At 56.4% G+C, this 25,634-nt stretch carries 25 protein-coding genes and 1 pseudogene; 16 read left to right on the top strand and 10 right to left on the bottom strand.

Features of this window, described 5'->3' with window-relative positions; all coding sequences use genetic code 11:
• Positions 1-512: 512 nt before the first annotated feature.
• The 6 genes from AB4O11_RS21930 to AB4O11_RS21955 all read left to right on the top strand — a co-directional run bounded on the left by AB4O11_RS21930 (position 513) and on the right by AB4O11_RS21955 (position 5,604).
• Positions 513-1,031, top strand: coding sequence for a phage regulatory CII family protein (locus AB4O11_RS21930; protein ID WP_019649393.1), 519 nt, complete (start codon positions 513-515; stop codon positions 1,029-1,031).
• Complete coding sequence (locus AB4O11_RS21935; RefSeq protein ID WP_116254822.1) at positions 1,024-1,248, top strand: TraR/DksA family transcriptional regulator; 225 nt, start codon at positions 1,024-1,026, stop codon at positions 1,246-1,248. Before AB4O11_RS21930 ends, AB4O11_RS21935 begins: the two co-directional genes overlap by 8 nt.
• Positions 1,238-3,457, top strand: a complete 2,220-nt coding sequence (locus AB4O11_RS21940) for a VapE domain-containing protein (protein ID WP_460128520.1) — start codon at positions 1,238-1,240, stop codon at positions 3,455-3,457. Before AB4O11_RS21935 ends, AB4O11_RS21940 begins: the two co-directional genes overlap by 11 nt.
• The gene (locus AB4O11_RS21945) at positions 3,450-3,809 is read left to right on the top strand and encodes a PA0613 family protein (protein WP_460128522.1); all 360 of its coding nucleotides are present in this window, start codon (positions 3,450-3,452) and stop codon (positions 3,807-3,809) included. The genes AB4O11_RS21940 and AB4O11_RS21945 overlap by 8 nt, the downstream gene beginning before the upstream one ends.
• Before the next feature lie 529 nt (positions 3,810-4,338).
• Positions 4,339-4,671 (top strand): phage holin family protein, encoded by a 333-nt coding sequence (locus AB4O11_RS21950; RefSeq protein ID WP_008080174.1) that lies wholly within the window; start codon positions 4,339-4,341, stop codon positions 4,669-4,671.
• Between the two features lie 330 nt (positions 4,672-5,001).
• Positions 5,002-5,604, top strand: coding sequence for a terminase small subunit (locus AB4O11_RS21955; RefSeq protein ID WP_150652899.1), 603 nt, complete (start codon positions 5,002-5,004; stop codon positions 5,602-5,604).
• A 276-nt stretch (positions 5,605-5,880) separates the two neighbouring features.
• On the opposite strand, the gene AB4O11_RS21960 is transcribed toward AB4O11_RS21955, so the two are convergent.
• From AB4O11_RS21960 to AB4O11_RS21980, 5 genes are all read right to left on the bottom strand, one after another.
• Entirely contained in the window at positions 5,881-7,173 is a 1,293-nt protein-coding gene (locus AB4O11_RS21960) for an MFS transporter (protein WP_150652900.1), read from the bottom strand.
• A 314-nt stretch (positions 7,174-7,487) separates the two neighbouring features.
• A complete protein-coding gene (locus AB4O11_RS21965) occupies positions 7,488-8,234 on the bottom strand; it encodes an SDR family NAD(P)-dependent oxidoreductase (RefSeq protein WP_150734421.1) in 747 nt (248 codons plus the stop codon).
• 48 nt (positions 8,235-8,282) lie between these two features.
• A complete protein-coding gene (locus tag AB4O11_RS21970) occupies positions 8,283-9,032 on the bottom strand; it encodes an SDR family NAD(P)-dependent oxidoreductase (RefSeq protein ID WP_092280701.1) in 750 nt (249 codons plus the stop codon).
• 147 nt (positions 9,033-9,179) lie between these two features.
• The gene (locus AB4O11_RS21975; protein ID WP_460128525.1) at positions 9,180-10,187 is read right to left on the bottom strand and encodes an alpha/beta fold hydrolase; all 1,008 of its coding nucleotides are present in this window, start codon (positions 10,185-10,187) and stop codon (positions 9,180-9,182) included.
• A 254-nt stretch (positions 10,188-10,441) separates the two neighbouring features.
• Positions 10,442-11,323 carry an NmrA family NAD(P)-binding protein gene (locus AB4O11_RS21980; RefSeq protein ID WP_460128527.1) on the bottom strand — a complete coding sequence of 294 codons (882 nt, stop codon included), beginning with the start codon at positions 11,321-11,323 and terminating at the stop codon, positions 10,442-10,444.
• Between the two features lie 105 nt (positions 11,324-11,428).
• On the opposite strand from AB4O11_RS21980, the gene AB4O11_RS21985 reads away from it, so the two are divergent.
• Positions 11,429-12,004 carry a TetR/AcrR family transcriptional regulator gene (locus AB4O11_RS21985; protein ID WP_150734419.1) on the top strand — a complete coding sequence of 192 codons (576 nt, stop codon included), beginning with the start codon at positions 11,429-11,431 and terminating at the stop codon, positions 12,002-12,004.
• On the opposite strand, the gene AB4O11_RS21990 is transcribed toward AB4O11_RS21985, so the two are convergent.
• Entirely contained in the window at positions 12,001-12,594 is a 594-nt protein-coding gene (locus AB4O11_RS21990; protein WP_212621872.1) for a TetR/AcrR family transcriptional regulator, read from the bottom strand. The genes AB4O11_RS21985 and AB4O11_RS21990 overlap by 4 nt on opposite strands.
• Before the next feature lie 126 nt (positions 12,595-12,720).
• Between AB4O11_RS21990 and AB4O11_RS21995 the strand changes: the two genes are divergently transcribed.
• Positions 12,721-13,698, top strand: a complete 978-nt coding sequence (locus AB4O11_RS21995) for a zinc-dependent alcohol dehydrogenase family protein (RefSeq protein WP_150734417.1) — start codon at positions 12,721-12,723, stop codon at positions 13,696-13,698.
• Positions 13,699-13,746: 48 nt separating this feature from the next.
• On the opposite strand, the gene AB4O11_RS22000 is transcribed toward AB4O11_RS21995, so the two are convergent.
• Complete coding sequence (locus AB4O11_RS22000) at positions 13,747-14,412, bottom strand: glutathione S-transferase family protein (protein ID WP_460128529.1); 666 nt, start codon at positions 14,410-14,412, stop codon at positions 13,747-13,749.
• 150 nt (positions 14,413-14,562) lie between these two features.
• Between AB4O11_RS22000 and AB4O11_RS22005 the strand changes: the two genes are divergently transcribed.
• Positions 14,563-15,474: a LysR family transcriptional regulator gene (locus AB4O11_RS22005; protein ID WP_150734415.1), complete on the top strand. Its 912-nt coding sequence runs from the start codon at positions 14,563-14,565 to the stop codon at positions 15,472-15,474.
• Here AB4O11_RS22005 and AB4O11_RS22010 read toward each other — a convergent pair.
• Positions 15,471-16,106, bottom strand: coding sequence for a TetR/AcrR family transcriptional regulator (locus AB4O11_RS22010; protein WP_212621874.1), 636 nt, complete (start codon positions 16,104-16,106; stop codon positions 15,471-15,473). The two genes, AB4O11_RS22005 and AB4O11_RS22010, sit on opposite strands and share 4 nt — an antisense overlap.
• 110 nt (positions 16,107-16,216) lie before the next feature.
• Between AB4O11_RS22010 and AB4O11_RS22015 the strand changes: the two genes are divergently transcribed.
• Genes AB4O11_RS22015 through AB4O11_RS22025 form a run of 3 tightly spaced genes read left to right on the top strand, consistent with a single transcriptional unit; the run spans position 16,217 to position 17,567 of the window.
• A complete protein-coding gene (locus tag AB4O11_RS22015; protein ID WP_150734414.1) occupies positions 16,217-16,819 on the top strand; it encodes an NADPH-dependent F420 reductase in 603 nt (200 codons plus the stop codon).
• A 41-nt stretch (positions 16,820-16,860) separates the two neighbouring features.
• A complete protein-coding gene (locus tag AB4O11_RS22020) occupies positions 16,861-17,190 on the top strand; it encodes a YciI family protein (RefSeq protein ID WP_092280719.1) in 330 nt (109 codons plus the stop codon).
• Between the two features lie 47 nt (positions 17,191-17,237).
• Positions 17,238-17,567: a YciI family protein gene (locus AB4O11_RS22025; protein WP_092280721.1), complete on the top strand. Its 330-nt coding sequence runs from the start codon at positions 17,238-17,240 to the stop codon at positions 17,565-17,567.
• Between the two features lie 62 nt (positions 17,568-17,629).
• Here AB4O11_RS22025 and AB4O11_RS22030 read toward each other — a convergent pair whose 3' ends face one another.
• Entirely contained in the window at positions 17,630-18,205 is a 576-nt protein-coding gene (locus AB4O11_RS22030) for a TetR/AcrR family transcriptional regulator (RefSeq protein ID WP_150734413.1), read from the bottom strand.
• A gap of 168 nt (positions 18,206-18,373) precedes the next feature.
• On the opposite strand from AB4O11_RS22030, the gene AB4O11_RS22035 reads away from it, so the two are divergent.
• The 4 genes and pseudogenes from AB4O11_RS22035 (at position 18,374) to AB4O11_RS22050 (ending at position 24,659) form a co-directional block, all read left to right on the top strand.
• A complete protein-coding gene (locus AB4O11_RS22035; protein ID WP_092280725.1) occupies positions 18,374-18,652 on the top strand; it encodes a LysR family transcriptional regulator in 279 nt (92 codons plus the stop codon).
• 141 nt (positions 18,653-18,793) lie between these two features.
• Positions 18,794-20,053, top strand: coding sequence for a multidrug efflux RND transporter periplasmic adaptor subunit MexE (gene mexE / locus AB4O11_RS22040; RefSeq protein ID WP_150734412.1), 1,260 nt, complete (start codon positions 18,794-18,796; stop codon positions 20,051-20,053).
• A gap of 12 nt (positions 20,054-20,065) precedes the next feature.
• Positions 20,066-23,259, top strand: a pseudogene (locus AB4O11_RS22045) (efflux RND transporter permease subunit).
• On the top strand, positions 23,259-24,659 hold the full coding sequence (locus tag AB4O11_RS22050; RefSeq protein WP_212621877.1) for an efflux transporter outer membrane subunit: 1,401 nt from the start codon (positions 23,259-23,261) through the stop codon (positions 24,657-24,659). Before AB4O11_RS22045 ends, AB4O11_RS22050 begins: the two are co-directional and overlap by 1 nt.
• A gap of 48 nt (positions 24,660-24,707) precedes the next feature.
• On the opposite strand, the gene AB4O11_RS22055 is transcribed toward AB4O11_RS22050, so the two are convergent.
• Positions 24,708-25,604 (bottom strand): NAD-dependent epimerase/dehydratase family protein, encoded by an 897-nt coding sequence (locus tag AB4O11_RS22055; protein ID WP_150734409.1) that lies wholly within the window; start codon positions 25,602-25,604, stop codon positions 24,708-24,710.
• Positions 25,605-25,634 lie beyond the last annotated feature (30 nt).

Consider the following 25,634-nt stretch of genomic DNA (forward strand, 5'->3'; position numbering starts at 1 on the left):
GCCCTTCCCAGCTTTCGCGAGAGTGCAAAATCAGCCCTCAGAGATTCTTCAATTGGCGTCGACGAGGTATTCCAGTCGCACAGGTTCGACATCTATCGAAAGCACTTTCTGGAGCGCTGCTACCTCATCAGCTTAGGCCGGATTTACCCGAGATATTCCCTGCCGAATCCGACGCTGAAATACAAGCTGCATAGAAAAAAGGCGACCCAAGGGTCGCCCAGTTCCTCCCGATAGCATCACCACAATGCGTTCGGGTCGCGATGTCGGAAGGTGAACACACCACATGCCGCCGACTTTCATCGCGTTTCCAAGGCTGGAAGCCTTGGTGTTGCTGCCGTTCTTACCACAGAGCTGGCAGCTGTTGCGCCAGGGGTGAACAACGGATTGTTCGCCCCGGCACGGTGCCGGTGTCGGTCTTACGAACCTAGCCGGCTTTGGGCCTCTCCAGACCACGCGGCAAATGTATCACCAACTTCTGTCGCGCGGCACTGGCAACTTTTAGGATTAATGCCATGAGCCGTATCGCTCTCAGTTCTCTGGAACGGGCGCAGCGGGAAATCCTGCCGCTCGATTTAGCGCTGTACCACGCCGCTCGCGATTACCCGGGCGGCGCTGCTGCCATCGCAGCCACGACCGGTCGTAACCCGACCACGCTGCAGCACAAGTTGTCGCCGACCCACCCTAGCCACTCCATTAACATTCAGGAATTCGGCGAGATCCTCGAACTGACCAAGGACCGCCGCATTCTCGATGCGGTGCATGCGCTGGTCGGCGACACGATCTGGCAGGAACTGGCCGACACCTATACCCACGACATGCCCGAAACGCTCACGACGGGCATCGCCGAATACTTTCGCCAGGTCGCCGATCTGGCCGAGACTTGGGCCAAGAGCATCGGCGACGGTGTGGTGACTGATCAGGAGCTCGCGGCGATTCGTCTGCAGGTGTTCCGGGGTATTCAAGGTCTGCTGGGTTTGTTCAACCGCGCCACCTACGTCAACCAGACGACGCGAGGTGCTGACCGTGGCTGACATCGCCGATTTCGCCAACGACCTGGTGCAGGAACGCATCGATCAGGCCATGGCCGCGCGCAGCGCTGCCAAAGCAGAAAGCGCTGCCCATTCTTTGCTGTTCTGTGAAGCGTGTGACGATCCGATTCCGGAAGCCCGTCGCCTGGCCTCACCGGGTTGCTCGCAGTGCATCAGCTGCCAATCACTCTCTGAGCGGGGGATTCAGCATGCTCGATGAAGTGTTGGGGCAATTCGCCGATTACGGTCTGGAGCCAGCGCAACCGCTGGTGTTCGGCAAGCTGACCCGCTGCAAGACTTCGCAGGACAAGGGCAAAGAAAAGAACGGCTGGTACGTGGTGCACGAGCAGCGCACGGAGAAGGGCGACACCCTGATCTTTGGGGCCTTCGGTGACTGGCGTTCGGGTGAGACGCAGAAGATCAAGGTCAAGGCCGGTCGCATGTCCCCCGAAGAGCGCGAAGTGATGCGCGCCCGCCAAGAAGAAGCCAAGCGCCGTGCCGCCGAAATCGCGAGTAACGCTGCGCGTCGGGCCGCGAAAAGGGCGCAGAGTTTGTTCGAGCGTATGCCGACCACCGGGCGCAGCGACTACCTGGACCGCAAACAGATCGTCGGTATCAAGGTGCGTTACGCGCCGCGCACCGGTGCGGTACTGGTCCCGATGAACAATGCTCGTGATCAGATCATGGGCCTGCAGGTGATCTTCCCTAACAAGCAGGAAGACACCGGCCGCGACAAATCCTACTGGCCTTACGGGATGGCGAAGGAGGGTACTTTTCACCTGCTCGGTCCTCATCCGGTACCGGGTGAACCGGTGTTGGTGTGCGAGGGCTACGCCACCGGCGCCAGCCTGCACATGGCGACGTCGCTCGCTGTGGCCGTGGCCTTCGATGCGGGCAATCTGCTGGCCGTGTGCAAGGTCATGCGCGAGCGCTTCGCCGGATGCCCGCTGATCATCTGCCGCGATGACGACTGGAAGACCACCAAGCCCAACGGCGATGCGTGGAACCCGGGCGAGGAGAAGGCCAGCAATGCCGCGCTTGTCGTCGGTGCCCAGGTCGTTGCGCCGATCTTCTCGGTCGAGCGTCACGAAAAGTGGACCGACTTTAACGACCTGCACGTCGCCGAAGGCCTCGACGCGGTTCGCCGACAAGTGCTCGCTGTGGTCCGCCCACCCGCTGCCGGTGGCTGGAAAGATCAGCTGGCTCGCAGTGAGAGCGGCGCCTTGATCGCGCACATGCAGAACGTCGAACTGATCCTGGCTAACGACGAGCGCTGGGCCGGGGTGATCAGCTACTGCGCCTTCAGCTCGAAGATCGTCAAGCTGCGTGCAGCGCCCTATGGCGGCGGTACCGGTGAGTGGGCCGACATCGATGATGTGCGCGTCATGAAGTGGCTCGCGCAGCAGTACAACCTGCGCGTGAAGTCCTCGCACGTGATTGAGGCCGTCAGCGTCGTGGCGTACGACCACGCCTTTCACCCGGTGCGCGAGTACCTGAAAAAACTCGAATGGGATCGTGTGCCGCGCCTGGAACGTTGGCTGACGGATGTCATGGGAGTGAAGGCAACGGATTACACCTCCAAGGTCGGCAAACGCTGGATGATCTCGGCCGTGGCGCGTGTGATGAAGCCAGGTTGCAAGGCTGACTCGGTGATGATCCTCGAAGGTGTACAAGGCGCCGGTAAGTCGACTGCCATGAGCGTGCTCGGCGGCGATTGGTTCATGGATACGCCGTTTGCCCTCGGTGACAAGGACGGCTTTCAGGCGATTCGTGGGAAGTGGATCGTCGAGCTGGGCGAGCTGGACAGCTTCAACAAGGCCGAGAGCACCAAGGCCAAGCAGTTCTTCTCGGCGTCGACCGATACCTACCGCGAAAGCTATGGCCGCAGAACCCTGGACGTGCCACGCCAGTGTGTATTCGTCGGTACCACCAACCAGGACGAGTACCTCAAGGACGCCACCGGCAACCGTCGCTATTGGCCGGTGGCCTGTACCAAGGTCGACGTGGCGTTGCTGCGCGAGATCCGCGACCAGCTGTGGGCCGAAGCGATGTTCTGCTTTGATGCCGGCGACCTCTGGTGGGTGACGCGAGAGGAAGCGCCAATGTTCAGCGAGGAACAGGACGAACGCTTTGTGGTGGACGAATGGGAAACGCCCATTCTGACCTGGCTCGAAGAGTCGCAGATCGGCGAGACCACCACCGGTAGCGAGGTGATGAGTCAGGCGCTCAAGCTCGATCCCGGTCATTGGGGCAAACCCGAGCAGATGCGCGTGGGTGCAATCCTGCATCGACTGGGCTGGCGACGTTTCCGTTTGGGCGCCTTGAGCAAGAGCGGCCAGCGGCCATGGGCGTACAAGAAACCGGAGGGTTGGGGCAGGGCGCCTGCGCTGGAACAACCTGAGTTTGAGGAGCCGTGCTTCGATGATTAAAGCGATCGACATGGCCCTCAAGCAATGGGCGCAGGAGCTGCACAGCGACGAGGTCGCCGCCGGTTACTCAGGCGGCAACATGGTCGCCATGATGATGGAGAGTGGCGGTCAGCTGGTGCGCGGCAGGCGCGGGAGCAGGGTGCCGCTGGAGGCCTCCTTGGACATTGAGCGCATCGTCAAGAAACGCCTTGATCCCGAGTTGATGACGGTGGTCAAGGTGCATTACTTTCAGCCTGATGCGCCCTTGACTGCGCGTCTGGCTCAGAGTGGCTGTACACGCTACCTCTACTACCAGCGCCTGCATGACGCTCACATCGTGGTCGAGCACTTCCTTCTGGGGGAAGCGGCTTGATCGTGGGCATTACTCTGGCTCACGCCGTCCCACCGGCCTGCCTCCGTCCCACCGCTTTTTGCGGTGGTGGGACGGGCGCAGGCCGCGTCGTTGTTGGGCTGTCCCACCGTCCCACCTTTTTCATGCCTCCCGCCCGTGTATGCGTAGCGGGCATCAATGCGCGTGTTCACGCGCACGCGTGTTTTTAAATATTCTCTCTATACACGAGAAAAGAGAGATAAAAGTAGGACGGTGGGGCAAAGCCCCAATCTGCGGGGCTTTCAGACGTCCCACCTTGTTTTAGAGAGGTGGGACGCATGGGACGCCAGAGAAGCAAAAGACAGCCGGGATAGATATTCACCGACATTCGCCAGCCGTTCACCGGGCGTAAGCCACACATTCACCGGATGGCATTAAACCGGTCTTGCTGCCACCAGAATCGACCTGTAAAAAGGGGCCATCTTCGATGGGTGCGACCGCAAAGCGCGGCTGGCCACCCACCACCTGACCCGGCCATAGCGCCGGGTCTTTTTGTTTAAGGGGCAGGACCATGACGAACGAGCAACAGGCACTGGCAGAGATGCCGATCTGGTTGGTGATTGCCCTGTCATTGGTTGGCGGCGTGTCCGGCGAGATGTGGCGCGCTGACAAGGATGGGGCAAGAGGCTGGGCGTTACTGCGGCGCCTCGCACTTCGGTCCGGCGCCTGCATCGTCTGCGGCGTGTCAGCGATGATGTTGCTATTCGGTGCGGGCCTGTCGATCTGGACAGCGGGCGCCCTGGGTTGCCTGACCGCAATGGCCGGCGCCGATGTCGCCATCGGCTTGTACGAACGCTGGGTGGCCAAGCGTCTGGACCTGAGCGAGGCCGAGCCGAAGGCATGAGCAGGGCAGGCCAGGTGGGGCGCCGATTTTTACGGGTCCTCCCCGAGGGCCGCCCCCTACACGGGTTATCGAACTCGCGGAATCTCTCTAGCTGAAACCTTTGCAGGGATGTCCGTCTTTCCAAAGGGATGGGGGCAGGGCATGGCACTCGAATGCCGAGTCGACCGACTGAACCGGACAGAAAACCGCCGGGGACCCCGGGGACTTTCAAAGGGTACGGGGTCGGAAACCCGCGGGATCTTGTTAGTGGGAGGCCCACCAGCTTACTGAAATTTCAATCCACTGAAATCTTGAAAAGATTCATTGAAAAGCAGCTGAAAAGGAGGGCTTATGAGCACAGCTACATACCTGTCAAAGAGCGCCTTCGCTGCGCACATCGGCCGATCACCGAGCTACATCACCTGGCTCAAGGAAAACGGCCGACTGGTCCTGTCTCCAAATGGCAAGCAGGTCGACGTTCTGGCCACCGAAGCATTGATCCGCGATACCGCTGATCCGAGCAAGGCTGCCGTCGCTGCTCGCCACCAACAGGAGCGGCTTCAGCGTGATGTGTACAGCCACGTCGCTGCACAATCCGAACCGACTAACATGGCTGCGCCGCCGCCCGCTGATCCTGCGCAAGGGCAGACCCCAGACTTTCAGAAAGCACGAGCGCATCGCGAGCATTACCTGGCGCGGATGGCGGAGATGGAGTTTCGCAAGGCGCAGGGGGAACTGGTGGAAATGAGCTTTGTGCAGAAAGCCGCTTTTGAAACGGCGCGTTCGCTCAATCATTCGTTGATGAGCCTGTCGCCCCAATTGGCACCGCTGTTAGCTGCCCTATCTGATCCATGGGAAGTAGAGCGGCAGCTAACCGCCGCGCTGCGCCAGCGGCTCAACGAGGCGGCTCAGGTGTCCAGCGACGACTTTGGATTAGCATTGGACGATTGCTGATGATGTGCCGATCTTATTCGTCCGGAATGATCGTTTAGCACCGCTCGCTTTCGGCAAGAAGTGGACGTTCTGGCGTCTCATTCTTCATCGAGACTTATTCACTTTTCGAAAGCTGTATTAAGATCGGCAGTTGGATCTGAAATCCGATGGCGCGGGAATCGCGTCATGCAACAAAATGACTTCGGCTCGCAGAATGCAGTTGAATCGCACTGCCCGATGGTTGGCCAGCTCAACGAAAATCGCATTCGCTGAGCGGGCACCCGTCTCTAGCAAATCTCAAGTGGTAGCGAATTCAGACACAGGTTTCTTCTGTCTAATGGTCATGATGATAGCTGCAGCAAACAAGCACAGTACACCTGCCGTGAAAAACGCTGGCAGGTAGCTAAGCAGATTTACTCGGGACCACCCAGCTCCGTAAGCGGCTACCGCAGCACCAATCTGATGGCCGGCGAATACCCATCCGAACACCAAGCCAGCACGCTCTGGCCCGAACTTGTTGACGGCGAGGCGAACTGTGGGTGGCACGGTGGCAATCCAGTCGAGTCCGTAGAATATTGCGAAGACCGACAAACCGAAGATCGTAAAGTCTGAATACGGTAGCGCGATCAGCGATAGGCCGCGCAATCCATAGTACCAAAACAGCAGGTGCCGGCTGTCGTAACGGTCTGAAAGCCAGCCTGAGAGAACAGTGCCAATCAGATCAAAAACACCCATGGCTGCTAGCAGCCCCGAAGCTTGGATCTGGTTAATACCGAAGTCACCGCACAGCGGAATCAGGTGCACTTGGACCAAGCCAGCGGTACTCGCGCCACAGATAAAAAAGGTGGCGAATAGAACCCAGAAGACACGTGTTCTGGATGCATCACGCAGTGTATGCAAAGTCGCCATAAACACTGACTCGCCACTTGCGACGGGCTCGACGATTGGACCTGTGTTCGTGTTGCCGTATGGTCGCAGTCCTAGATCGCTCGGACGGTCGCGCATGAACATGAGCACTGCGAACGCCGCCAGCGCAAGCAGCGTAGAGAGCAAAACGAGCGCCCAACGCCAGCCATAATGTTCGGTAACGCTTGCGAGCAGCGGCATGAATACAAGTTGACCTGTGGCGTTACTCGCGGTCAACACACCGATCACAAGACCTCGGCGCTGGTCGAACCAACGCGATGACACGACAGCCCCTAGTACCAAGGCGGTCATGCCTGCGCCTACACCAACACCCACTCCCCATAATGCAATTAACTGCCAGACCTGCGTCATATTGAGCGACACAAGAAGGCAGGTCATTATCAAGGTGATAGCTACAACCGTGACATTGCGCGGCCCATATTTGCTCATTAATGCAGCAGCGAACGGAGCCGTCAGTCCAAACAAGACAAATCGAATCGAAAGTGCTGATGAGATGTCCGTAGTGTTCCAGCCAAATTCCATCTGCATGGGTACGATGAAAATGCCGGGCGCACCTACCGCTGCTGCACTTACCAGGGCAGCCATAAATGTTACGGCGATCATGGCCCAGGCATAGTGGGAACCTCGTCGCGCGAGGAGGTTGGAGAGCCATTCTGAAAGCATAGGTACCCCTTAAATTTTCACTTGGAGATTAGAAAAAGAACTGCCAGGTGGCTTGGTTTGATTGAAAGCAATCCCGTTAATGGCCCGAGCGGGACTTTATTGCCGAAATTCTTTCTTATAAGGGCGAGCGATCCGTCCCTGATACTCCAGTAACTAGTGCGAGAGGTGGGACAGAATCTGAAAGGTCGCTGAAAACCTAGGAGCCTGAAGGCAACTTGGTGGAAGCAGCCGCTGTTGAAACGGCGCCTCCAAGCCTTCTACTGTTCTAAATTAGGTATTTGCCAAGCGTATAACGGGGATTGGCCGATAGCACTCTAGATCTGGGTGAAGCCGCCATCCACGAACATTTCCGAGCCCGTGGTGAAGCTACTGTCGTCGGAAAGTAGGAACACGGCTGCTTTGGCGATTTCTTCAGAACGGGCCATTCGACCTAGTGGAATAGTCGATGCAATCCGGGTCTTGATCTGAGCGGTCTGCTCGGCTCCTCCCGGTGAATCGAATGCGGGAGTATCAGTGGGGCCAGGACTAATTGCGTTAACACGGATATTACGAGACTTGAGGTCATTGGCCCAAGACCGTGCAAATGATCGAACCGCCGCCTTCGAAGCTCCGTAGATGCTGCGACCGGGGTTGCCTTTTGACCCAGCGACGGATGCCATCAGCAGAACGGAAGCGCCGTCAGACAACAACGGTAAAGCGCCCTGTACGGTAAACAAAGTGCCGCGCACATTCACGTCAAAAACGCGGTTGTACTGCTCGATGTCTATCGCACCCAACGGCGCGCTGGCTTGAGCTGCCGCATTGGCAAATACCATGTCGAGCCGGCCCTTCTCTTCGGTGATGAGTTTGAACAACCGATCCACGTCATCAAGATTACTCGTGTCGCCCTGGACCCCCGTCACATTGCGACCAATCGAACGGACAGCTTCATCCAGATTAGCCTGACGACGACCCGTGATGAATACGTGCGCGCCTTCTTCGACCAGCAAGCGTGCTGTCGCCAAACCAATGCCAGAGGTGCCACCGGTGACGAGTGCAATTTTCCCTTCAAGTTTTTTCATGCTGTATTCCCCAGTAATTTCAGCCGAGTCATCCGCGTGCTGCGGCGACTAGATGTTGTAGCCGCCATCGGCATCGATGATCGTGCCAGTGATGTAGGACGCGGCAGGGCTGGCTAGAAAGAGAATGGGTGCAACGACTTCTTCCAGTCGGCCAAATCGCGGGAAACACAAGCGCTCTACCAAAGGCGCCAAAGCGTCCCGCAGATGTGCGTTGAGGTCGGTTTTCATAAACCCAGCGTGCACCACGTTGACGGTAATGTTGCGCTCGGCCAGGTCACGGGCGACCCCCCTGGAATAGCCATCGATGGCTGCACGCAATGCCGCGAGATCGGCGATACCCGACATGCCAGGTCGGTTACCTAGGTTAGAGCCGATCATCACGATTCGGCCTTGGTCGCTGAGTACTTTGGACGCCGCGCGCACAGTCGCCATGAACCCCGAAAGCGTAACGGCCCAGAAGCGATCGAATGCTTCGGCGTCGCGGGCGGGATCATCGACTCTGCCCAGCTGATCGATGGAGGCGTTGTTGATGAGGATGTCGATACGGCCGAACTTGGCCATTACTCGATCAATAAGCGATTGCGCGGCGTCGACGTCCGCCTGATCCGCTTGAAATGCTTCGCCTCGCACGCCTTGAGCGGTCACGTACTCGATCACGTTGAGTGCCTGCTCTTCGGCGAACACGTAACTGATGGCTACGTCGGCGCCTTGCTCGGCGAGGGCCTTGGCGGTCGCTGCGCCTAAGCCACGCGACCCGCCAGTTACCAAGGCGACTTTGCCGGTAAATAATTTTGTCATGCTGAATCCCGTAATGGCTGAAGACTTTCGTTGATGAGTCTTGAGCCAAAAATAACCGGGAGAAGGGCGGGTGATAATTGCCCGAGCCACGATAAAACCTATCGATAGGCGGAATAAATCAACATGACATGAATACGGCCGGTTATGTCAGGCCAGCATGTGCTTGGCGACCTCGTCAGGCAGATCGAACTGCGGCCAATGTTCTGCATCGAGTGTCGTCAGCGTCGCGTGAGGGCAATGGCTGGCGATATCTTTAGCGACGGCCGTGTTGAGGTATTTGTCCAGACCACCCCAGATCAGTTTGACCGGCTTATTGAATTTAGCCAGTTCAGGACGGCGCCGGTCATTTGCCGCAAGGTTTGCGTACGCATTCCCGGTCATGGCCAGGAAAGCGGGCATTGCACTCGGCTGCTGGGTGAAGTTGTGCGCAATGATAGGTTGCAACACCGTTTCGAAGCGCGTCCTCATTGCCGGCGTCATGTTGGCCAACAGTAGGCCCTGCTGAAAATTGAAGAGGTAAGCTGCTTGCTTAGGGTCCGTCATCATCGCGTGGGCCAAAAGTTTGGTTTTCGGATTGCAGCACAGTTCAATGAAGTCGGGAAAGGCCAGCACTGAGGCGTTGGCGTAATAACAATTGAGCAGAACAAGCGAGTCCACGCGATCCTGATTATCCAGTGCGAAGTTGACCGCTGCCGGCCCCCCTGCGTCGTGCCCGACCGGGATGACTGAATTCAATTTTAGATCATTGACTACAGCGTTGAAGTCGGCCAATTGCTGTTCAAAGTCGTAGCGGAAGTTTGTTGGTTTGTCGGACGCGCCGAAGCCAAGAAAATCGAAAGCGATGACGCGTCTGCCAGCGGCGCTCAGACGTGGGGCCAAGTCTTCATAGATACGACAGTTATCGGGAAAGCCATGCAGAAGGACATAAGCAGGTTCTTTGCCGGGATAGTCGCGAACGTAGATTCGATGGTTGTCCCTCAATACGATTTTTTCAGTGAAACCTGATGCGAGTTTTGGGTTACTGGGAGGTGCCGGCGACTCTGAAGTGGCTGCCCAAGCGGAGCCATGATTGATCGCCGCCATTGCTGCGGCCAAGAGCATGGATTGCTTGAGTACGTCGCGGCGTGACAACTCACTGCGCTTGAGGCTTTTCATTTTTCTTCCCCGTTTTGTTCCCGTGCAAATCAGCCACTTGGGAATGGGTTTCCAGTTCAATGGAAATCCAGCAGCACCTGCGATTGCTCAGCAACAGGTAACGAGCAATAGCCTTCATGATTTATTGAAGGCGGTCACTATGAATGTGTCAAGGCAGAACGTCGTCATCGGGGCGCCCCGCGATCAACGTGATCAAGCGCGAAGTTTTTCAGAGAGGATGAGCCCGCGCATGACACAGGCTCAACTCACCGTCTTCATACGTCGAACAGATCTTTGTGAAGAGTGACGAACTCTTGCACGGTCATTGGCGCTTGTCCGGTGACTTCTCGAATGATCTTGTCTTCGCCTTCGAACACACCATGCTGGTAATCCAACGCTACTTCGACCAGATGTTGAACGACGAATGGAGGTAAACCTGCTTCAAGCAGTTCGTGTTTGTATTCTTCAAGGCTGATTTGCTGATAGGCGATTTTGCGCCCCAGCACTTCGCCGATAGCGTCGGCGACACCTTGCTGGTTCAACTCGGTAGGGCCATGCAGGGTGTAGGTTTGGCCTTCATGCTGGCTCGGATTTTCGAGAATGGCGGCAATCAGACGAGCTTGATCCTCAGCGGCGATTGGGGCGTGCCGGCCTTCACCAAACGGTAGGCGGATCTCACCTTTTTCCAGGATGTGCGAGCGGAAATGGGGATAGATCAGCCACTGTGCAAAATAGGTTGGGCGTAGGTGAGTCATTGCCAGTCCTGACCAATCGAAAACCCGCTCTGCCGTCCAATGATCAAGCGCCGCATTGCTCTTGGCTTCGCGTCTCGCGGAAATCTGCGACATGTTGACGACGGCTTCGACGCCGGCTTCCTTCGCTGCTTGAGCGAAACGAGCGGTCGCATCAATCAAACCCGGAGTAATCGGGTACACGAAGTAGGCGGTGCGAATACCTTCGAGTGCGCTGCGCACGGCATTCAGGTCCAGCAGATCACCGAGCACCACTTCGGCGCCCATTGCACGAAGCTCTGCCGAACGTTCATCTTCCTTGTGCACCAAGGCTCTAACCGGAACACCTTTAGAGGTAAGGATTTCGACGGTTCTACGACCGGTGTAACCAGTAGCGCCTGTTACGAGAATGATAGCTTGCGTCATGTTGGTAGCCTCAGGTTATGGTGCGAAAGGTTAAATATTACGCTCGTCATAAATATAGATGTTAAGTAACATCTAAGTCAAACACCATTGATCAGGATTTTTGGCATGCGCAAATCACGGCAGGAAACCAGCGAGACCCGGCAACGAATCGTTGATGCTGCCAGCGTCGAGTTTCGCAAGAACGGTATTGGCGGGACGGGACTTTCTGGTTTGATGTCTGCGGCGGGCCTGACGCACGGCGGCTTCTACCGCCACTTTCAATCCAAGGATCAGGTCGTGGCAGAGGCATGCGGCGCAGCAGTTGACGGACTAATGTCAGAGCTGGAGAAGGTCGCTGACGACGGAGGCTTTGATGCAATCGTGGGCCATTACCTTTCGCCTCTACACCGGGATGCCTTGGAGCAAAGCTGCCCCTATGCGGCGCTTGGGAGCGAACTGGTCCGGAGCAACGAGCAGGTAAAGCAGGTCGCGACCCAAGGTCTGGAAAGGATCATCGAGTTATTGGTCGCTCAGTCCAAATCTGAGAAAGGCGAGTCGGAACGCGCTCGTGCACTCGTCGCGATGTGCACGATGATGGGGGCGCTCACCTTGTCGAGAATGGCATCGCGCTCGGCGCTGTCAGCTGAAATTTTGGAGACAGCGGTAACTCATCTGACTCACGCCGAGCTGTCAGATGCTTAGGAACCGGCTGAGTTGGCAACCGCCTTCAGATTCTGTCTAGTTGCCGTAATGATTTCATCAGCAAGCAGAGGGTTCGTGGTTTTGGTCGCCCGCGCGATGGCGACACTGCCGACCATACTGCACATGAAAAACAATGCTTCGCGACGAGCAGTTTCATCCGCGAAATCCCGAGCCAGCACTTCCTGGAGGATTGCGACCATGTCCTCAAAACCGTGGGTGAAAGTGTTTTGGATGGCTTCATCCTGACTTTTGATTTCGCATGTATAAGCAGCCATCGGACAGCCCTCAGCGACGGCCTCGACGTGCTCGGGGGACACATAGGCGTCAATTAGCGTTTCCAAGTCGTTCGCAGCCGTGCCCATCATGGCGCGCCATGAGTCGCGACCGTTGGCCATAGCTTTCCGGCAAGCAGCTTCGACCAACCGGCTCTTAGATTTAAAATGTCCGTAAAAACCACCCTGGGTCAGTCCCGCCTCCTCGCTGATTTGCGCGACGCCAGTGGCGGCGAAGCCCTGCGTCTGGAACAGGCTGGAAGCCGCAGCAGTGAGCGCTTCACGGTTGTAAGCATTTTGTTCTTTTGAAACCTTCACGCATCACTCCTGAACTACACTGATCCATTCATTGTGATCGCTTCCAATAGAATGGATACTTTTGCGGGCGATCACTATGATAGGTGTCCGGCATGGACATTTAAACCCTCACGCAGGTACTCCCACATGAAAGCGATCCAGATCAACGCTTACGGCAACCCCCTCGAAAGTCTGGAGTTGGTCGACATCGCTGAGCCACCGCCACCCGGATCGGGCGAGGTGCTGATCGGTCTAGAGTTCGCCCCAGTTAACCACAACGATTTACTGTTGTTTGGCGGTAAGTTTCCGGTGCATCCGCCATTACCGAGTGTTGTCGGCAACGAAGGCGTTGGTATCGTGTTGGTCGTTGGAGCGGGCGTGGACAATGTAAAGGTCGGGGATCGCGTGACGCCACCGCTCTATAGCTTTACCTGGCGCGAGCGGATGGTCATTCCCGCCGCAGATCTCTTCGCTTTGCCCGTGGACGCGGATATTCAGCAGCTCGCCATGTTGCGTATCAATCCGCCCACAGCGGCACTTTTGCTGAGTGAATTCGTTGACCTAAAACCCGGCGATTGGGTGGTGCAGAATTGCGCGAACTCCGGGGTGGGTAGGGCGGTGATCGCCATCGCCAAGGGGCGCGGGTTACGGACGGTCAATTTTGTGCGGCGACAGGAGCAAGTCGCTGAGGTGGAAGCGGCTGGTGGAGACATTGTTTTGGTGGATGAAAATGATGCGACTGAGCGCGTTCAAGACATGGTCGGTGACGGTGCAGTGCGCTTGGCGCTCTGCGGCATCAGCGGAGTGGCGACTGCGCGATTGGTTAGCGCGTTATCGGCTGGGGGATCGTTGGTCAACTACGCACAAATGAGCGGCGACATGTCTGCACCGGGAGATCTCAGGCCGCTGATGAGAAAGAGCATCACGATGCACAACTTTTATCAGAACAAACCCGCATTCAGGGTGAAAGTGCCTGAAATATTGCATGAAGCGGTCGAGTTGATCAGATCCGGAAGTCTGCAAGTACCGGTTGCAAAGGTGTATCCGCTGGCAGCCTTTAAGGACGCCATCGTCCACACTCAAAAAGGCGGCAAGGTGTTGTTAGAGATCAACGGGGCTCACTGACGGTTTGGTTGAGGAGGCGCCGATGTTCGGCGCCCCCGCACAGTCAGATCAGAACGTGATACCGAACGCGGAAAACGCTCGGTCCATGCGGTCGTCCAGCAGCTCTTTGGTTTCTTTCCAGGCCGGAACTTCATCCAGCAGGCGTTGCTGCCAAGCCATGATGTTCGGGAATTCATCGTACGGCGTTTTGGTTCTGGCCATCTGCGAGAACGGTGCTGCGATATCGAAGTCCGCCAGCGTCACCTGGTCACCGACGATGTATTTTTTGCCTTCGAGGTGTTTGTCGAGCATGGCGGCGTTGCTGCGGATGTTGGTGAAGATGAACTCGACCATAGTCGGGTCTTCCGCCACGCCCATCACGCGTTTGCCGATGCGTTCGTTGAACAGGTAGGACGAAAATACGCGCCAGTGTTCAGTGGACCAGAACATCCACTGCAAGGTTTCATACCGGGCGGTGCCCTTGGGCAACAGCGGCGAGTCGAACTTCTCCGCCAAGTAGAGGTTGATGGCCGAAGCTTCGGAGATGACGATATCGCCATCGACCAAGACCGGTACGCGACCGACCGGGCTGATCGCCAGAAATTCCGGCGCTTGGCTTTCGCCTTTCAACAAGTCGACCGGGATATGTTCGAACTGAATGCCCATGTGTTTTGCAGCGGTCCATACGCGGCGAAAACTGCCGGAACCACTGTCGCCGTAGATGCTGATGGTCATGACTGACTCCATAAAACTGAATGTTAAGGGCGTTGCGCAGAGCCAGACTAATAGAGCGGTTCAAAAGTGATAATTGGTTGGCCGGCGATAAAATTTATCGCCGGCCGGAATATATATGCAGGCCGGGTATGACAGCGGTAGAGGGGCGGTGTGGACAGATTTTCGGCGTTAGAAATCTTCGTGAGGGTTGTCGAGATCGGCAGCTTTTCGCGCACGGCGATTGAGCTGTCGATCAGTCAATCTACGGTCAGCAAGCAAATTACCGATTTGGAAAAACAGTTACAGGCGAAGCTATTTTCACGTACCACCCGCCGGTTGTTTTTGACCGATGCCGGTGAGCGGTTTTATGAGCAGGCGAAGCTTATTCTTGAGCAATACGCCATGGCTTTAGGAGATGTATTCAATACCCGTCAGACGCCTTCAGGCACCTTACGTATCGCTACACCAATTCTGCTCGGGCGAAAGCAATTGACTCCGTTACTGCCGCGCTTTTTCCAGCGCTACCCCGACATTGTGTTGGAGCATTTCCTGAGTGATTCGGCGACAGATCTGATTCGCGATGGCGTAGACGTGTCTATCCGCGTTGGCGAAATGAAAGATAGCTCTCACCAAGCGCGAAAACTTGGTGCTCTGCAACCGGTCACCGTAGCCTCGCCGGCGTTCCTGGAGGACCATCCAGCGATTCTTCATCCTCGCGATTTGGCTCGCGTACCGTGCCTGATTTACCTGCGCAACCCGACGCCTTTCGAGTGGACGTTCAGCGATGTCAACGGTGAGATAGTGTCGGTTGAAGTTCAGGGATCCTATCGGGTGAACGTGTTTGAAGCGCTTTGCGAAGCCGCGATCGCAGGGCTTGGAGTTTTGAGAGCGCCATTGTCGGCCTGCGGCGAGGATCTGGAGGCCGGTAGATTGGTTAGGCTCCTGACAGATTACGACGCCGCTTTCGTTCCCATCTATGCGGTGATGCCTGCCTCATCCTGGATCCCACAGAAGACCCGCGTGATGGTGGATTTCCTAGTGGAAGAGTTCCAGAACAATCCGTGGCTTAGAGGGCCAGACTAAAGCTCTGGGCCAGCTGGAAACGCTTGCATGGCGATCTGCACGATCTCCAGAAGTTGGTCAGAAGTTGCACCATCTCTGGCTTGCACAGCCAATCCTCGGGCCAGCACATTGAAGTAGGCGGCTAATGCTTTGACATTGGTGTCGGCGGACACGTCACCTTCATCGATGCCGCGCTGAATCCTCGCCTCCATTGCATGGCGTGCCATCGATCTGTGCTCGGTCATCATTTCGCGAACCGAATGCAACGCTGGAGGAACGTGAACGCATGCTACGGAAATCATGCAGCCGGAGGGTAGATCGTCTCGGGTGAACTCGGTAGCGGTCGCCTCCATCAATCGTCTGAAGGCGGTTCGCGTGTCAGTCGCATCATTCAAGATGCCGAGAAACCACTCACCTGACGCTGCCAGATAGGCATTAGTCGCCTCTGCGTAGAGCTGCTCTTTACCCCCAAACGAGTTGTAAAAGCTCGACGCACTGATTCCCATAACCGCAATCAGGCTTTCGAAGGATGTGCCTTCGTAGCCTGACTCCCAAAACAATTTCATTGCTTGGTGTACGGCAATCGCCCGGTCGAAATTCGATGGCCGCCCGCGACCACGTTTTTTGGGTTCAGATAATTTTGGTTCAATCACTCCAATATTCCTTGACGAGGGGATTTCCATCGCCATAGTATTGCATATCGGAGTGATCACTCCAAAAAACATTTCCCCCGATTTAACGCATCGCTTATGAGGTCGCTTTTATGAAAATTGGGATGTTGGGCTCGGGCACTGTGGCGCTGTCCATTGCTAAGCACGCGATTGATCAGGGCCATGAGGTCTTGCTGAGTAATCGCAGCGGAGCGACTAAATTGGGCGATGCACTGTCGCAGTTGGGGCCTAAGGCTTCCGTCGTCACGCTCGCCGAAGCCGCCGCAGCACCAGTGGTGCTGCTAGCTACGCCTTGGACAACTATCAAGACAGTTCTCAACGGACTGCCAGCTTGGAACAGCCGAATCCTAATTGATGCTACTAACCCGTTTTTGGAGACAACGCCCGAGTGGGTGTTTGACGACCTTGGAGGGCGTGGCGCGAGTGAAATTGTTGCCGAACTGGCACCGGGAGCGAGGGTGGTTAAGGCGTTCAACAATCTTGAAATGGCTAACTTCAATGCTGGCCCCGTCCACAACCAAGGCCGAAGGGTGCTGTTCGTGTCAGGCGATGACAGCGAAGCCAAAGAATTCGTGACCGAGTTTATTCACAAGATTGGCTTTCGCACCGTCGATCTCGGGGAACTCAAAGAGGGTGGAAAAATGCAACAGGCCGGCGGCCCTCTGGCCGGGCACGACTTCTTACTCCCTCAATAATCATTCTTTCTAAACAAACTATCCTTCTGGAGTGCAAAACGATGATTGACGAAAACGGGCCACACTATTTTGTAGCCTTTCACACCCCAGGGCCGAAATGGGTACCGGGCGTGAAATACAACGAACAACCTGAATTTATGACTCATGTGAATTACATGATCGAACTGCATCAGAAGGGGCTGATTGTGCTCAGCGGCCCTTTCATGGAAAAGGCGGGCGGGCTCAATGGAGTGTTGGCAAACGGCGGCATGTCGATTTTCAAGGCCGCTGATTTTGAAGACGCAAAAAAAATCGCCGGCGACGATCCAACGGTCAAGTCCGGCTTCCTAAACCTCGAAGTCAAAATGATGTGGGTCCCATTCCATACCTGACAGCACATCGCTTTTGAATCCCCCATTTTCCTTTTGGAGTAACAATCATGATTGACGAAAACGGCCCGCACTACTTTGTCGCCTTCCAATCGCCGGGCCCGAACTGGGTTCAAGGCGTTAAGTACAACGAACAGCCTGGGTTCATGGATCACGTGGGCTACATGATCGAAATGCAGGAGAAAGGTCTCACCGTGCTCAGCGGGCCGTTCATGGAGAAAGCCGGTGGCCTCAACGGTGTGCTGGCAGACGGTGGCATGACGATCTTCAAGGCCGCTGACCTCGAAGAAGCCATCAAGATCGGCACTGACGATCCAACGGTTAAGTCAGGCCTACTGAATGTCGAAGTGAAGATGATGTGGGTGCCGTTCCATACCTGATAAGCCCAGGAAGACTCATATGATGTTCTTCGGGGTTTAGTTTTCATCCTTTGAGCGGCGCTTTACAGCCCGCTCTTTTTTTCAGGCGCGGCAGGCCAGCCACTGATGACCGACTGCAAGAACTGCTCAGATAATTGAGGGCTGTCCAGCGCTCTGGCAATCAGCATTGCACCAGCGATTGAGGAAAGTATGCGAAGAGATTCCCGGTACTTCTCGTCATGAGTTTCGCCTTTGACCAGCGCCATCAGCGTTTCAATCAAGTCCTCAATACCTTTGGTAAACGCACTGCTGACTGCACCGCCAGTGCGAGCGACGTCTGCACCTAAAGCGGGGATGGGGCAGCCCTCCATCCAGTTATCCAGATGCGCTTGCGTCAAGTAACCCTGTATGAGTTCCGAGATGGATTTTGCGCTCTGCCACTCCTGGATGTTTGACTCGAAGGTTCTGCTGACGGCTTCCGATGCTAGCTGTTCTTTTCCGCCAGGAAACTGTCCGTAAAATCCGCCATGGGTCAGACCCACTGATCGTGAGAGTTCACCAATGCCAATTCCATCTATACCTTTTTCGCGGTATAGGCGGGATGCAGCGGTGAGGATCGCCTCCTTATTCGCCGCCGCTTGTTCTTTCGTGACTTTCATGAGGTGTTCCTCTAGGACAGGCGAACCTGCTTGGACCGGTTTGCTGCGATGCTAGCATTGATTACGGTGATCATATAACGTCGTAGACGAACGTCTATCGGGCCTCCGCGATGCTAGGCGTGTCCCGAGTCTGCGACTCTAGTCAAAATCTATACGGGGATCTGTCCCATGAAACGTAATGAGCTGCGCAGTATCGATTTGAACCTGCTCGTTGTCTTCGAAACGCTCATCCAGGAACGTAACTTAACTCGTGCAGGTAAGAGGCTATCGCTCGGCCAGCCAGCGGTGAGCGCTGCGTTGATCCGACTTCGTAGGCTGTTCAACGACCCATTGTTTGAGCGCAATGGTCGCACAATGGTGCCAACGCCTAGAGCTTTAAGTGCAGCGCAAATGCTGGGCCCGGCGCTTGATTCTGTTTGTGTTGCTCTTGCGGATACCAAGGGTTGAACAGGGCCAATTCTTCTTTCGGCTTTAAACATGATGCCTATAATTAATAGTGATACCTAAGTTCACTCCGTTCAATTCGTCGAGGCCTCGCGTGAGGCCGAGAATCCACAAATCCCTAAACCCGTCTGGCGGACACATCCCATGGAACAGTCACTAAAACCTTTGCGTTATCCTCTTGCTGCGTTGGCCCTGACAGTTCTGGCAGCGTGTGACCGCACACCTGATGCAGCGTTGGCTTCAGCAGCGCCACACGTCACCGTTGCCAAGGTGCTCGAACAGCCCATCACCGAGTGGGATGAAGTCACCGCTCGACTGGAGGCGCCAGAAACCGTCGAGGTTCGTCCTCGGGTTTCGGGTCAGATCGACCGTGTGGCCTTCACCGATGGTGCGCTGGTAAAAAGAGGTGATTTGCTGTTTCAGATTGATGCACGTCCGTTCGAACATGAAGTCCATCGCATCGAAGCGCAGCTGCAACAAGCCCGAGCAACTTTGGTTCGCACAGGCAATGAAGCTCAGCGCGGCCAGCGCTTGTTAAGCAGCAACGCGATTTCCGCAGAGTTAGCCGACACTCGTACTACCACTGCACAAGAAGCGCGGGCCGGTGTCGATGCCATTCAGGCGCAGCTGGATCTCGCACGCTTGAACCTCAGTTTCACCCGCGTTACCGCACCGATCACCGGTCGAGTCAGTCGGGCGGAAATCACCGCCGGCAACATCGTCACCGCTGACACCACGCCGCTTACCAGCGTTGTCTCCACCGATAAGGTCTACGCCTATTTCGATGCTGACGAGCGCATGTTCCTTAAATACAGTCTGCTTTCCCGCCAAGGACAGCGCGGTCAAGCCACTCCGGTGTACATGGGCCTGTCAAACGAGGAGGGCAACAGCCACGTTGGGCAGATGAACTTTGTCGACAACCAGGTCAACTCGAAAACCGGCACTATTCGCGGCCGCGCGGTATTCGATAACGCTGACGGTCAGTACACCCCCGGACTGTATGCCCGTTTGAAGTTAGTCGGCAGCGCTGCCTACCCCGGCTTGCTGATTAAAGACGAAGCGGTGGGGACTGACCTCGGCAAGAAGTTTGTGCTGGTCGTCGATAAAGACAACAAAGCTGTCTATCGCAGCGTCGATCTGGGACCAAAGCTTGAGGGGCTGCGCATCGTTCGCAGTGGTTTGCAGAAAGAAGATCGCATTGTCATCAACGGCCTTCAACGCGTTCGTCCTGGCGCGGTGATTGATCCGCAGGATGCGCCAATGGCTAGCCCGGAAACGGTTGCCACACTGGCGAGCCAGCGTCAGGCAATTGAAGCCAGTAATCGTCCCGTCATCCAGTCGCCCGTCTCTGTCAAATCACCCGAACTGGTGAAGACGGAAACTGCGATTTCGCCTCGCGGTTAATGGAGATCTGACATGAAATTTTCCCAGTTCTTCATTACGCGGCCAATTTTCGCCGCCGTACTGTCTCTGCTGATTTTAATTGCTGGCACTATCTCGCTGTTCCAATTGCCCATCAGCGAATACCCCGAGGTGGTTCCTCCGACCGTGGTGGTCCACGCCAACTATCCGGGTGCCAACCCAAAAGTTATTGGGGAAACGGTGGCTGCTCCACTGGAGCAAGCCATTACTGGCGTAGAGAACATGCTGTACATGTCCTCGCAATCAACCGCTGACGGTCGCCTGACTCTGACAGTGACCTTCGCCCTCGGCACCGATCTCGACAACGCCCAAGTTCAGGTGCAAAACCGCGTGACCCGCACCGAGCCAAAGCTGCCGGAAGAAGTGACGCGCATCGGTATTACCGTCGACAAAGCCTCGCCTGAACTGACGTTGCTGGTGCATTTGGTGTCGCCGGACAAGCGCTACGACATGCTCTACCTGTCGAACTACGCAATCCTCAATGTAAAGGATGAATTGGCCCGCCTGAACGGTATCGGCGACGTGCAGTTGTTCGGTATGGGCGACTACTCGCTGCGCATTTGGCTCGACCCAAACAAGACCGCTTCGCGCAATCTGACCGCAACTGATGTAGTCAGCGCGGTACGTGAGCAAAACCGTCAGGTCGCTGCTGGGCAACTCGGTGCGCCACCGGCGCCGAATGCCACCAGTTTCCAAATGTCGATCAACTCCCAGGGACGGCTGGTCACTGAAGAAGAGTTTGAAAACGTGATCATTCGCAGCGGTGCCAACGGCGAAATAACGCGCCTGAAGGACATCGCCCGAGTTGAACTCGGCTCAAACCAGTACGCTTTGCGCGCCTTGCTGAACAACCAGGAAGCGGTAGCGATGCCGATTTTCCAGCGCCCCGGTTCCAACGCCATCGACATCTCTAACCAGGTGCGGGCGAAAATGGCCGAGCTGAAGAAAAACTTTCCGGAAGGCATGGATTTCGAGATCGTTTACGACCCGACTATCTTCGTTCGTAGCTCCATTGAGGCGGTGGTCCACACCCTGTTCGAAGCCCTTATTCTCGTGGTGCTGGTGGTAATCCTGTTCCTGCAAACCTGGCGCGCCTCGATCATTCCCCTGGTCGCGGTACCTCGTTTCGCTGATCGGTACCTTTGCCGTGATGCACCTGCTCGGATTCTCGCTTAACGCCTTGTCGCTGTTCGGACTGGTATTGGCCATCGGTATCGTGGTCGACGATGCGATCGTGGTGGTGGAGAACGTCGAGCGAAATATCGAGGGCGGGCTGGAGCCGATCGAAGCGACCAAGAAAGCCATGGGCGAAGTGACGGGGCCAATCATCGCCACGGCATTGGTGCTCTGTGCGGTATTCGTACCGGCGGCGTTCATCTCTGGCCTTACCGGGCAGTTCTATAAGCAATTCGCGTTAACCATTGCCATCTCGACGGTCATTTCGGCATTCAACTCGCTGACCCTTTCGCCGGCACTGGCGGCGGTATTGCTCAAGGCCCACGGCGCGCCGAAGGATCGCTTCTCGAAAGTGCTCGATCGTTTGCTAGGTGGCTGGTTGTTCAAACCTTTCAACCGCTTCTTCGAAAAGGCCAGCCACGGTTATGTGGTGGCGGTAGCCAAGATCATTCGGGGCAGTAGCGTTGCGTTGCTGATTTACGCTGGCCTGATCGCGATGACCTACATGGGCTTCAGCACCACCCCAACCGGGTTCGTGCCGACGCAAGACAAGAAGTACCTGGTGACCTTCGCCCAATTGCCAGACGCCGCCAGCCTGGATCGCACTGAGAATGTAATCCGTCGCATGAGCACCATCGCCATGAACGAACCGGGCTTCGACAGCGCCGTGGCGTTTCCGGGCCTGTCGATCAACGGCTTCACTAACAGCCCGAACGCCGGTATCGCGTTCATCGGGTTGAGCAACTTCGAAGAACGCACCGACCCGAGCCTTTCGGCGATGGGGATTTCCGCATCGCTGAACGCCAAGTTCGGCGGCATCCAGGACGCCTACATCGCGGTGTTCCCGCCACCACCGGTACAAGGCACTGGGTACCATCGGTGGTTTCCGTTTGCAGATCGAGGACCGGGGCAACTTGGGCTACGACGAGCTGTACAAGGAAACCATGAACATCATCACCAAAAGCCGTTCGGTACCGGAATTGGCCAACCTGTTCACCAGCTACACGGTCAACGTGCCGCAGGTCGAAGCAAACATCGATCGCGAGAAAGCCAAGACTCACGGCGTGGCGATTAGCGATATTTTCGACACCTTGCAGGTCTATCTCGGCTCGCTGTACGCCAACGACTTCAATCGATTTGGCCGCACATATCAGGTCAACGTCCAGGCTGAACAGCAGTTCCGCCAGGAGCCTGAACAGATCGGCCAGTTGAAGGTGCGCAACGACCGTGGCGAGATGATCCCGCTGGCGACCTTCGTCAAGGTCACGCCGACCTCCGGCCCGGATCGGGTGATGCACTACAACGGCTTTATCACAGCGGAAATCAACGGCGGCGCGGCACCGGGCTACAGCTCCGGCCAGGCTCAGGCAGCGATAGAAAAACTGCTCAAGGAGGAACTGCCCAACGGCATGACCTACGAATGGACCGACCTGACCTTCCAGCAGATTTTGTCCGGCGACACCGCGTTGCTGGTGTTCCCGCTCTGCGTACTGTTGGCGTTCCTGGTATTGGCGGCACTGTACGAAAGCTGGAGCCTGCCGTTAGCGGTGATCCTGATTGTACCGATGACCCTGTTGTCGGCGATTGCGGGGGTAATCATCTCCAAGGGCGACAACAATATCTTCACCCAGATTGGCCTGATCGTACTGGTGGGCCTGGCGTGCAAAAACGCGATCCTGATCGTCGAGTTCGCCAAGGACAAACAGGATCAAGGGCTGTCGCCACTGGACGCGGTGCTTGAAGCCTGCCGTATGCGTCTGCGCCCGATTCTGATGACTTCGTTTGCGTTCATCATGGGTGTGATTCCGCTCGTGACATCGACCGGTGCCGGATCGGAAATGCGCCGTGCCATGGGCGTTGCGGTGTTCTCCGGGATGCTCGGCGTGACCTTCTTCGGCTTGCTACTGACACCCGTGTTCTTCGTGTTGATCCGCCGCTACATCGAACGCAAAAACGCCCGCAAGGTTGGCAAGGCTGAGCAAACCCACGCTTCGAATCCGGAGGCACACTGATGAACACTCTTAAGCTTTTTTTACCCAGCCTTCTGGTTCTAGCCCTCGCAGCCTGCACGGTAGGTCCGGACTACAAGGCACCCGATACCGCTCCCGCGACGATCGCGGCAGCGCACACCAGCCAGTACGATCAGTCGCGATTTGAAACGGTATGGTGGCAACAGTTCGATGACCCCACGCTCAATCAGTTAGTGAGCAAATCCCTGCAAGGCAACCGCGATCTTCGTGTTGCGTTCGCTCGCTGGAAAGCGGCACGGGCGATACGCGATGACGTCAGCAATGACAATTTGCCGGTGGTCACAAGCCGTATTAGTAGCGAGCAAGGGCGGGCTCAAGTGCCGGGCCAAACGGAACGCCGAGTCAATCAGGAACGTTACGATCTTGGTTTGGACATGGCTTGGGAAGTCGATCTGTTTGGGCGTATCCAGCGTCAACTGGAGTCCAGTAATGCGCAGGAGGGCGCAGCAGCGGCCGATCTATACCAACTGCGCGTGACGATGATTGCCGAATTGGTGGACGCCTACGGACAACTGCGCGGCGCCCAACTGCGAGAAAAAATCGCCTTGGCGAACCTGAAGAACCAACAGGACTCGCGCACCGTGACAGTTAGTCTGCGCGATGCCGGAGTCGGTAATGAACTCGATGTAGTGCGCGCCGATGCGCGTCTGGCAGCTGTCGAGGCAACTGTTCCGCAGCTACAAGCGGAGCAGGTGCGGCAGCAAAACCGAATCGCCACGCTGTTGGGTGAGCGCCCGGATAAACTGAGCGTATCGTTGGCCCCTGCGGACTTGCCGGCCATCGCGAAAGCGCTGCCAGTAGGTGATCCAGCCGAGTTGCTGCGCCGACGTCCGGACGTGCTCGCTGCCGAACGCAGACTGGCATCCGCCACTGCGGATATCGGCGTGGCCACCGCAGACCTGTTCCCGAGGGTGAGCTTGAGCGGCTTTCTGGGTTTCACCGCCGGCCGAGGTTCGCAGATTGGCTCCAGTGCTGCCAGAGCCTGGGGGCTCGGACCAAGCATTACCTGGGCGGCATTTGACTTGGGCAGCGTTCGCGCACGCATTCGTGGCGCCGACGCCGACGCTGAAGGCGCCTTGGCCACCTACGAGCAACAAGTGTTGCTGGCTCTGGAAGAGTCGGAGAACGCATTCAGTGATTACGGAAAACGCCAACAACGGCTGCTATCGCTGATCCGGCAGAGTGAGTCGAGCCGTGCAGCAGCTGATCTGGCAGCCATCCAATACAAAGAAGGGACCGTGGATTATCTGGTGTTATTGGACGCACAGCGTGAGCGCCTCAACGCCGAGGATGCTCAGGCGCTCGGCGAAACCGATCAATACCGTGCGATCGTTGCGATCTACAAAGCACTGGGAGGAGGCTGGGATAGCGATAAAGGTTGATCAGGCCCCTAAGTCTCAGCGATTTGCATCGCTGAGACGGTTTGTTAATCAGAGCCCTTGTTCAACTGCTTGCTCAAGCGACGGACCACTAGGTTGCCAATCCAAAAGCTTGCGCGCGTTGATGGCGCGTACACGTGCGTTTGTCGCCAGCGCAATCCGAGCGAAACCACCTAGTTCAGACATCGCATCATTTATGTCCCAACTTAGGGTTTTGCCTTCGAAGCCAAGGGACTTGCTCACTGCGCGCGCGATTGATTCGAAGGTGCTTTCACCATTCTCTGCAAAGAAAAATGCTCCGGATGGCGCGCGTTCCAAGGCTGAAAGGTAAAGATCCACAAGGTCGTTGATGTTGACGTTGGACCAGATCGTTTTGCCGCTGCCGATGTAAACCCCGGCACCCAGTTCTTTGGATTTCGCGACGATTTTGGGTAATTGGTCACTCACGACTTTCATGCCTAGGCCGTTGCCGTAAACCGTCGACGGGCTGATTACAAATGCGCGCAAACCTTGGTTGACGCCCGCAGTCCTGACCATGCGATCGATTTCAATTCGGGGCACGCGGTGCAGCATGGGTGTGAAAGGCTGATCATCTCCGTAAATGGCCTGACTAGGTTCACCTCCCATCGCGTCGTCACAGACGATGCTGGCTCCGCTGGTATGGATGAGCGTTTTCCCAGTACCGGCCAACGCAGTGATCAATGCTCGAATGGAGAAGTAATGATCTGAGTTCGCGGCATTGATAGTGGCGTCGGCGGAGCGCGCGATCTCTTGAAGCAAATCGGCGTCATCAAGCGTTCCGATCTGCGCAGCAATGTTCCGTGCTTCCAGCCATTCAGCTTGTGCAGCCGTCCTTACCAAGCCGATAACCTCATGTCCGTTTTCGACCAAGCGGTGGCTGATGGAACCGCCTAAGTAACCCGATGCTCCAGTGACAAATACTTTCATCTTCAATCCTCTGTGGTGGCGTTTTAGCTC

It is taken from the genome of Pseudomonas sp. H1_D05, assembly GCF_054682705.1.

Excerpts from the sequence above, each read along its gene's own strand:
- AB4O11_RS21930 (WP_019649393.1), top strand. The coding sequence starts at position 513 with ATGAGCCGTATCGCTCTCAGTTCTCTGGAACGGGCGCAGCGGGAAATC.
- AB4O11_RS21940 (WP_460128520.1), top strand. The coding sequence starts at position 1,238 with ATGCTCGATGAAGTGTTGGGGCAATTCGCCGATTACGGTCTGGAGCCA.
- AB4O11_RS21945 (WP_460128522.1), top strand. The coding sequence starts at position 3,450 with ATGATTAAAGCGATCGACATGGCCCTCAAGCAATGGGCGCAGGAGCTG.
- AB4O11_RS21950 (WP_008080174.1), top strand. The coding sequence starts at position 4,339 with ATGACGAACGAGCAACAGGCACTGGCAGAGATGCCGATCTGGTTGGTG.
- AB4O11_RS21955 (WP_150652899.1), top strand. The coding sequence starts at position 5,002 with ATGAGCACAGCTACATACCTGTCAAAGAGCGCCTTCGCTGCGCACATC.
- AB4O11_RS21960 (WP_150652900.1), bottom strand. The coding sequence starts at position 7,173 with ATGCTTTCAGAATGGCTCTCCAACCTCCTCGCGCGACGAGGTTCCCAC.
- AB4O11_RS21965 (WP_150734421.1), bottom strand. The coding sequence starts at position 8,234 with ATGAAAAAACTTGAAGGGAAAATTGCACTCGTCACCGGTGGCACCTCT.
- AB4O11_RS21970 (WP_092280701.1), bottom strand. The coding sequence starts at position 9,032 with ATGACAAAATTATTTACCGGCAAAGTCGCCTTGGTAACTGGCGGGTCG.
- AB4O11_RS21975 (WP_460128525.1), bottom strand. The coding sequence starts at position 10,187 with ATGAAAAGCCTCAAGCGCAGTGAGTTGTCACGCCGCGACGTACTCAAG.
- AB4O11_RS21980 (WP_460128527.1), bottom strand. The coding sequence starts at position 11,323 with ATGACGCAAGCTATCATTCTCGTAACAGGCGCTACTGGTTACACCGGT.
- AB4O11_RS21985 (WP_150734419.1), top strand. The coding sequence starts at position 11,429 with ATGCGCAAATCACGGCAGGAAACCAGCGAGACCCGGCAACGAATCGTT.
- AB4O11_RS21995 (WP_150734417.1), top strand. The coding sequence starts at position 12,721 with ATGAAAGCGATCCAGATCAACGCTTACGGCAACCCCCTCGAAAGTCTG.
- AB4O11_RS22000 (WP_460128529.1), bottom strand. The coding sequence starts at position 14,412 with ATGACCATCAGCATCTACGGCGACAGTGGTTCCGGCAGTTTTCGCCGC.
- AB4O11_RS22015 (WP_150734414.1), top strand. The coding sequence starts at position 16,217 with ATGAAAATTGGGATGTTGGGCTCGGGCACTGTGGCGCTGTCCATTGCT.
- AB4O11_RS22020 (WP_092280719.1), top strand. The coding sequence starts at position 16,861 with ATGATTGACGAAAACGGGCCACACTATTTTGTAGCCTTTCACACCCCA.
- AB4O11_RS22025 (WP_092280721.1), top strand. The coding sequence starts at position 17,238 with ATGATTGACGAAAACGGCCCGCACTACTTTGTCGCCTTCCAATCGCCG.
- AB4O11_RS22030 (WP_150734413.1), bottom strand. The coding sequence starts at position 18,205 with ATGAAAGTCACGAAAGAACAAGCGGCGGCGAATAAGGAGGCGATCCTC.
- AB4O11_RS22035 (WP_092280725.1), top strand. The coding sequence starts at position 18,374 with ATGAAACGTAATGAGCTGCGCAGTATCGATTTGAACCTGCTCGTTGTC.
- mexE (WP_150734412.1), top strand. The coding sequence starts at position 18,794 with ATGGAACAGTCACTAAAACCTTTGCGTTATCCTCTTGCTGCGTTGGCC.
- AB4O11_RS22050 (WP_212621877.1), top strand. The coding sequence starts at position 23,259 with ATGAACACTCTTAAGCTTTTTTTACCCAGCCTTCTGGTTCTAGCCCTC.
- AB4O11_RS22055 (WP_150734409.1), bottom strand. The coding sequence starts at position 25,604 with ATGAAAGTATTTGTCACTGGAGCATCGGGTTACTTAGGCGGTTCCATC.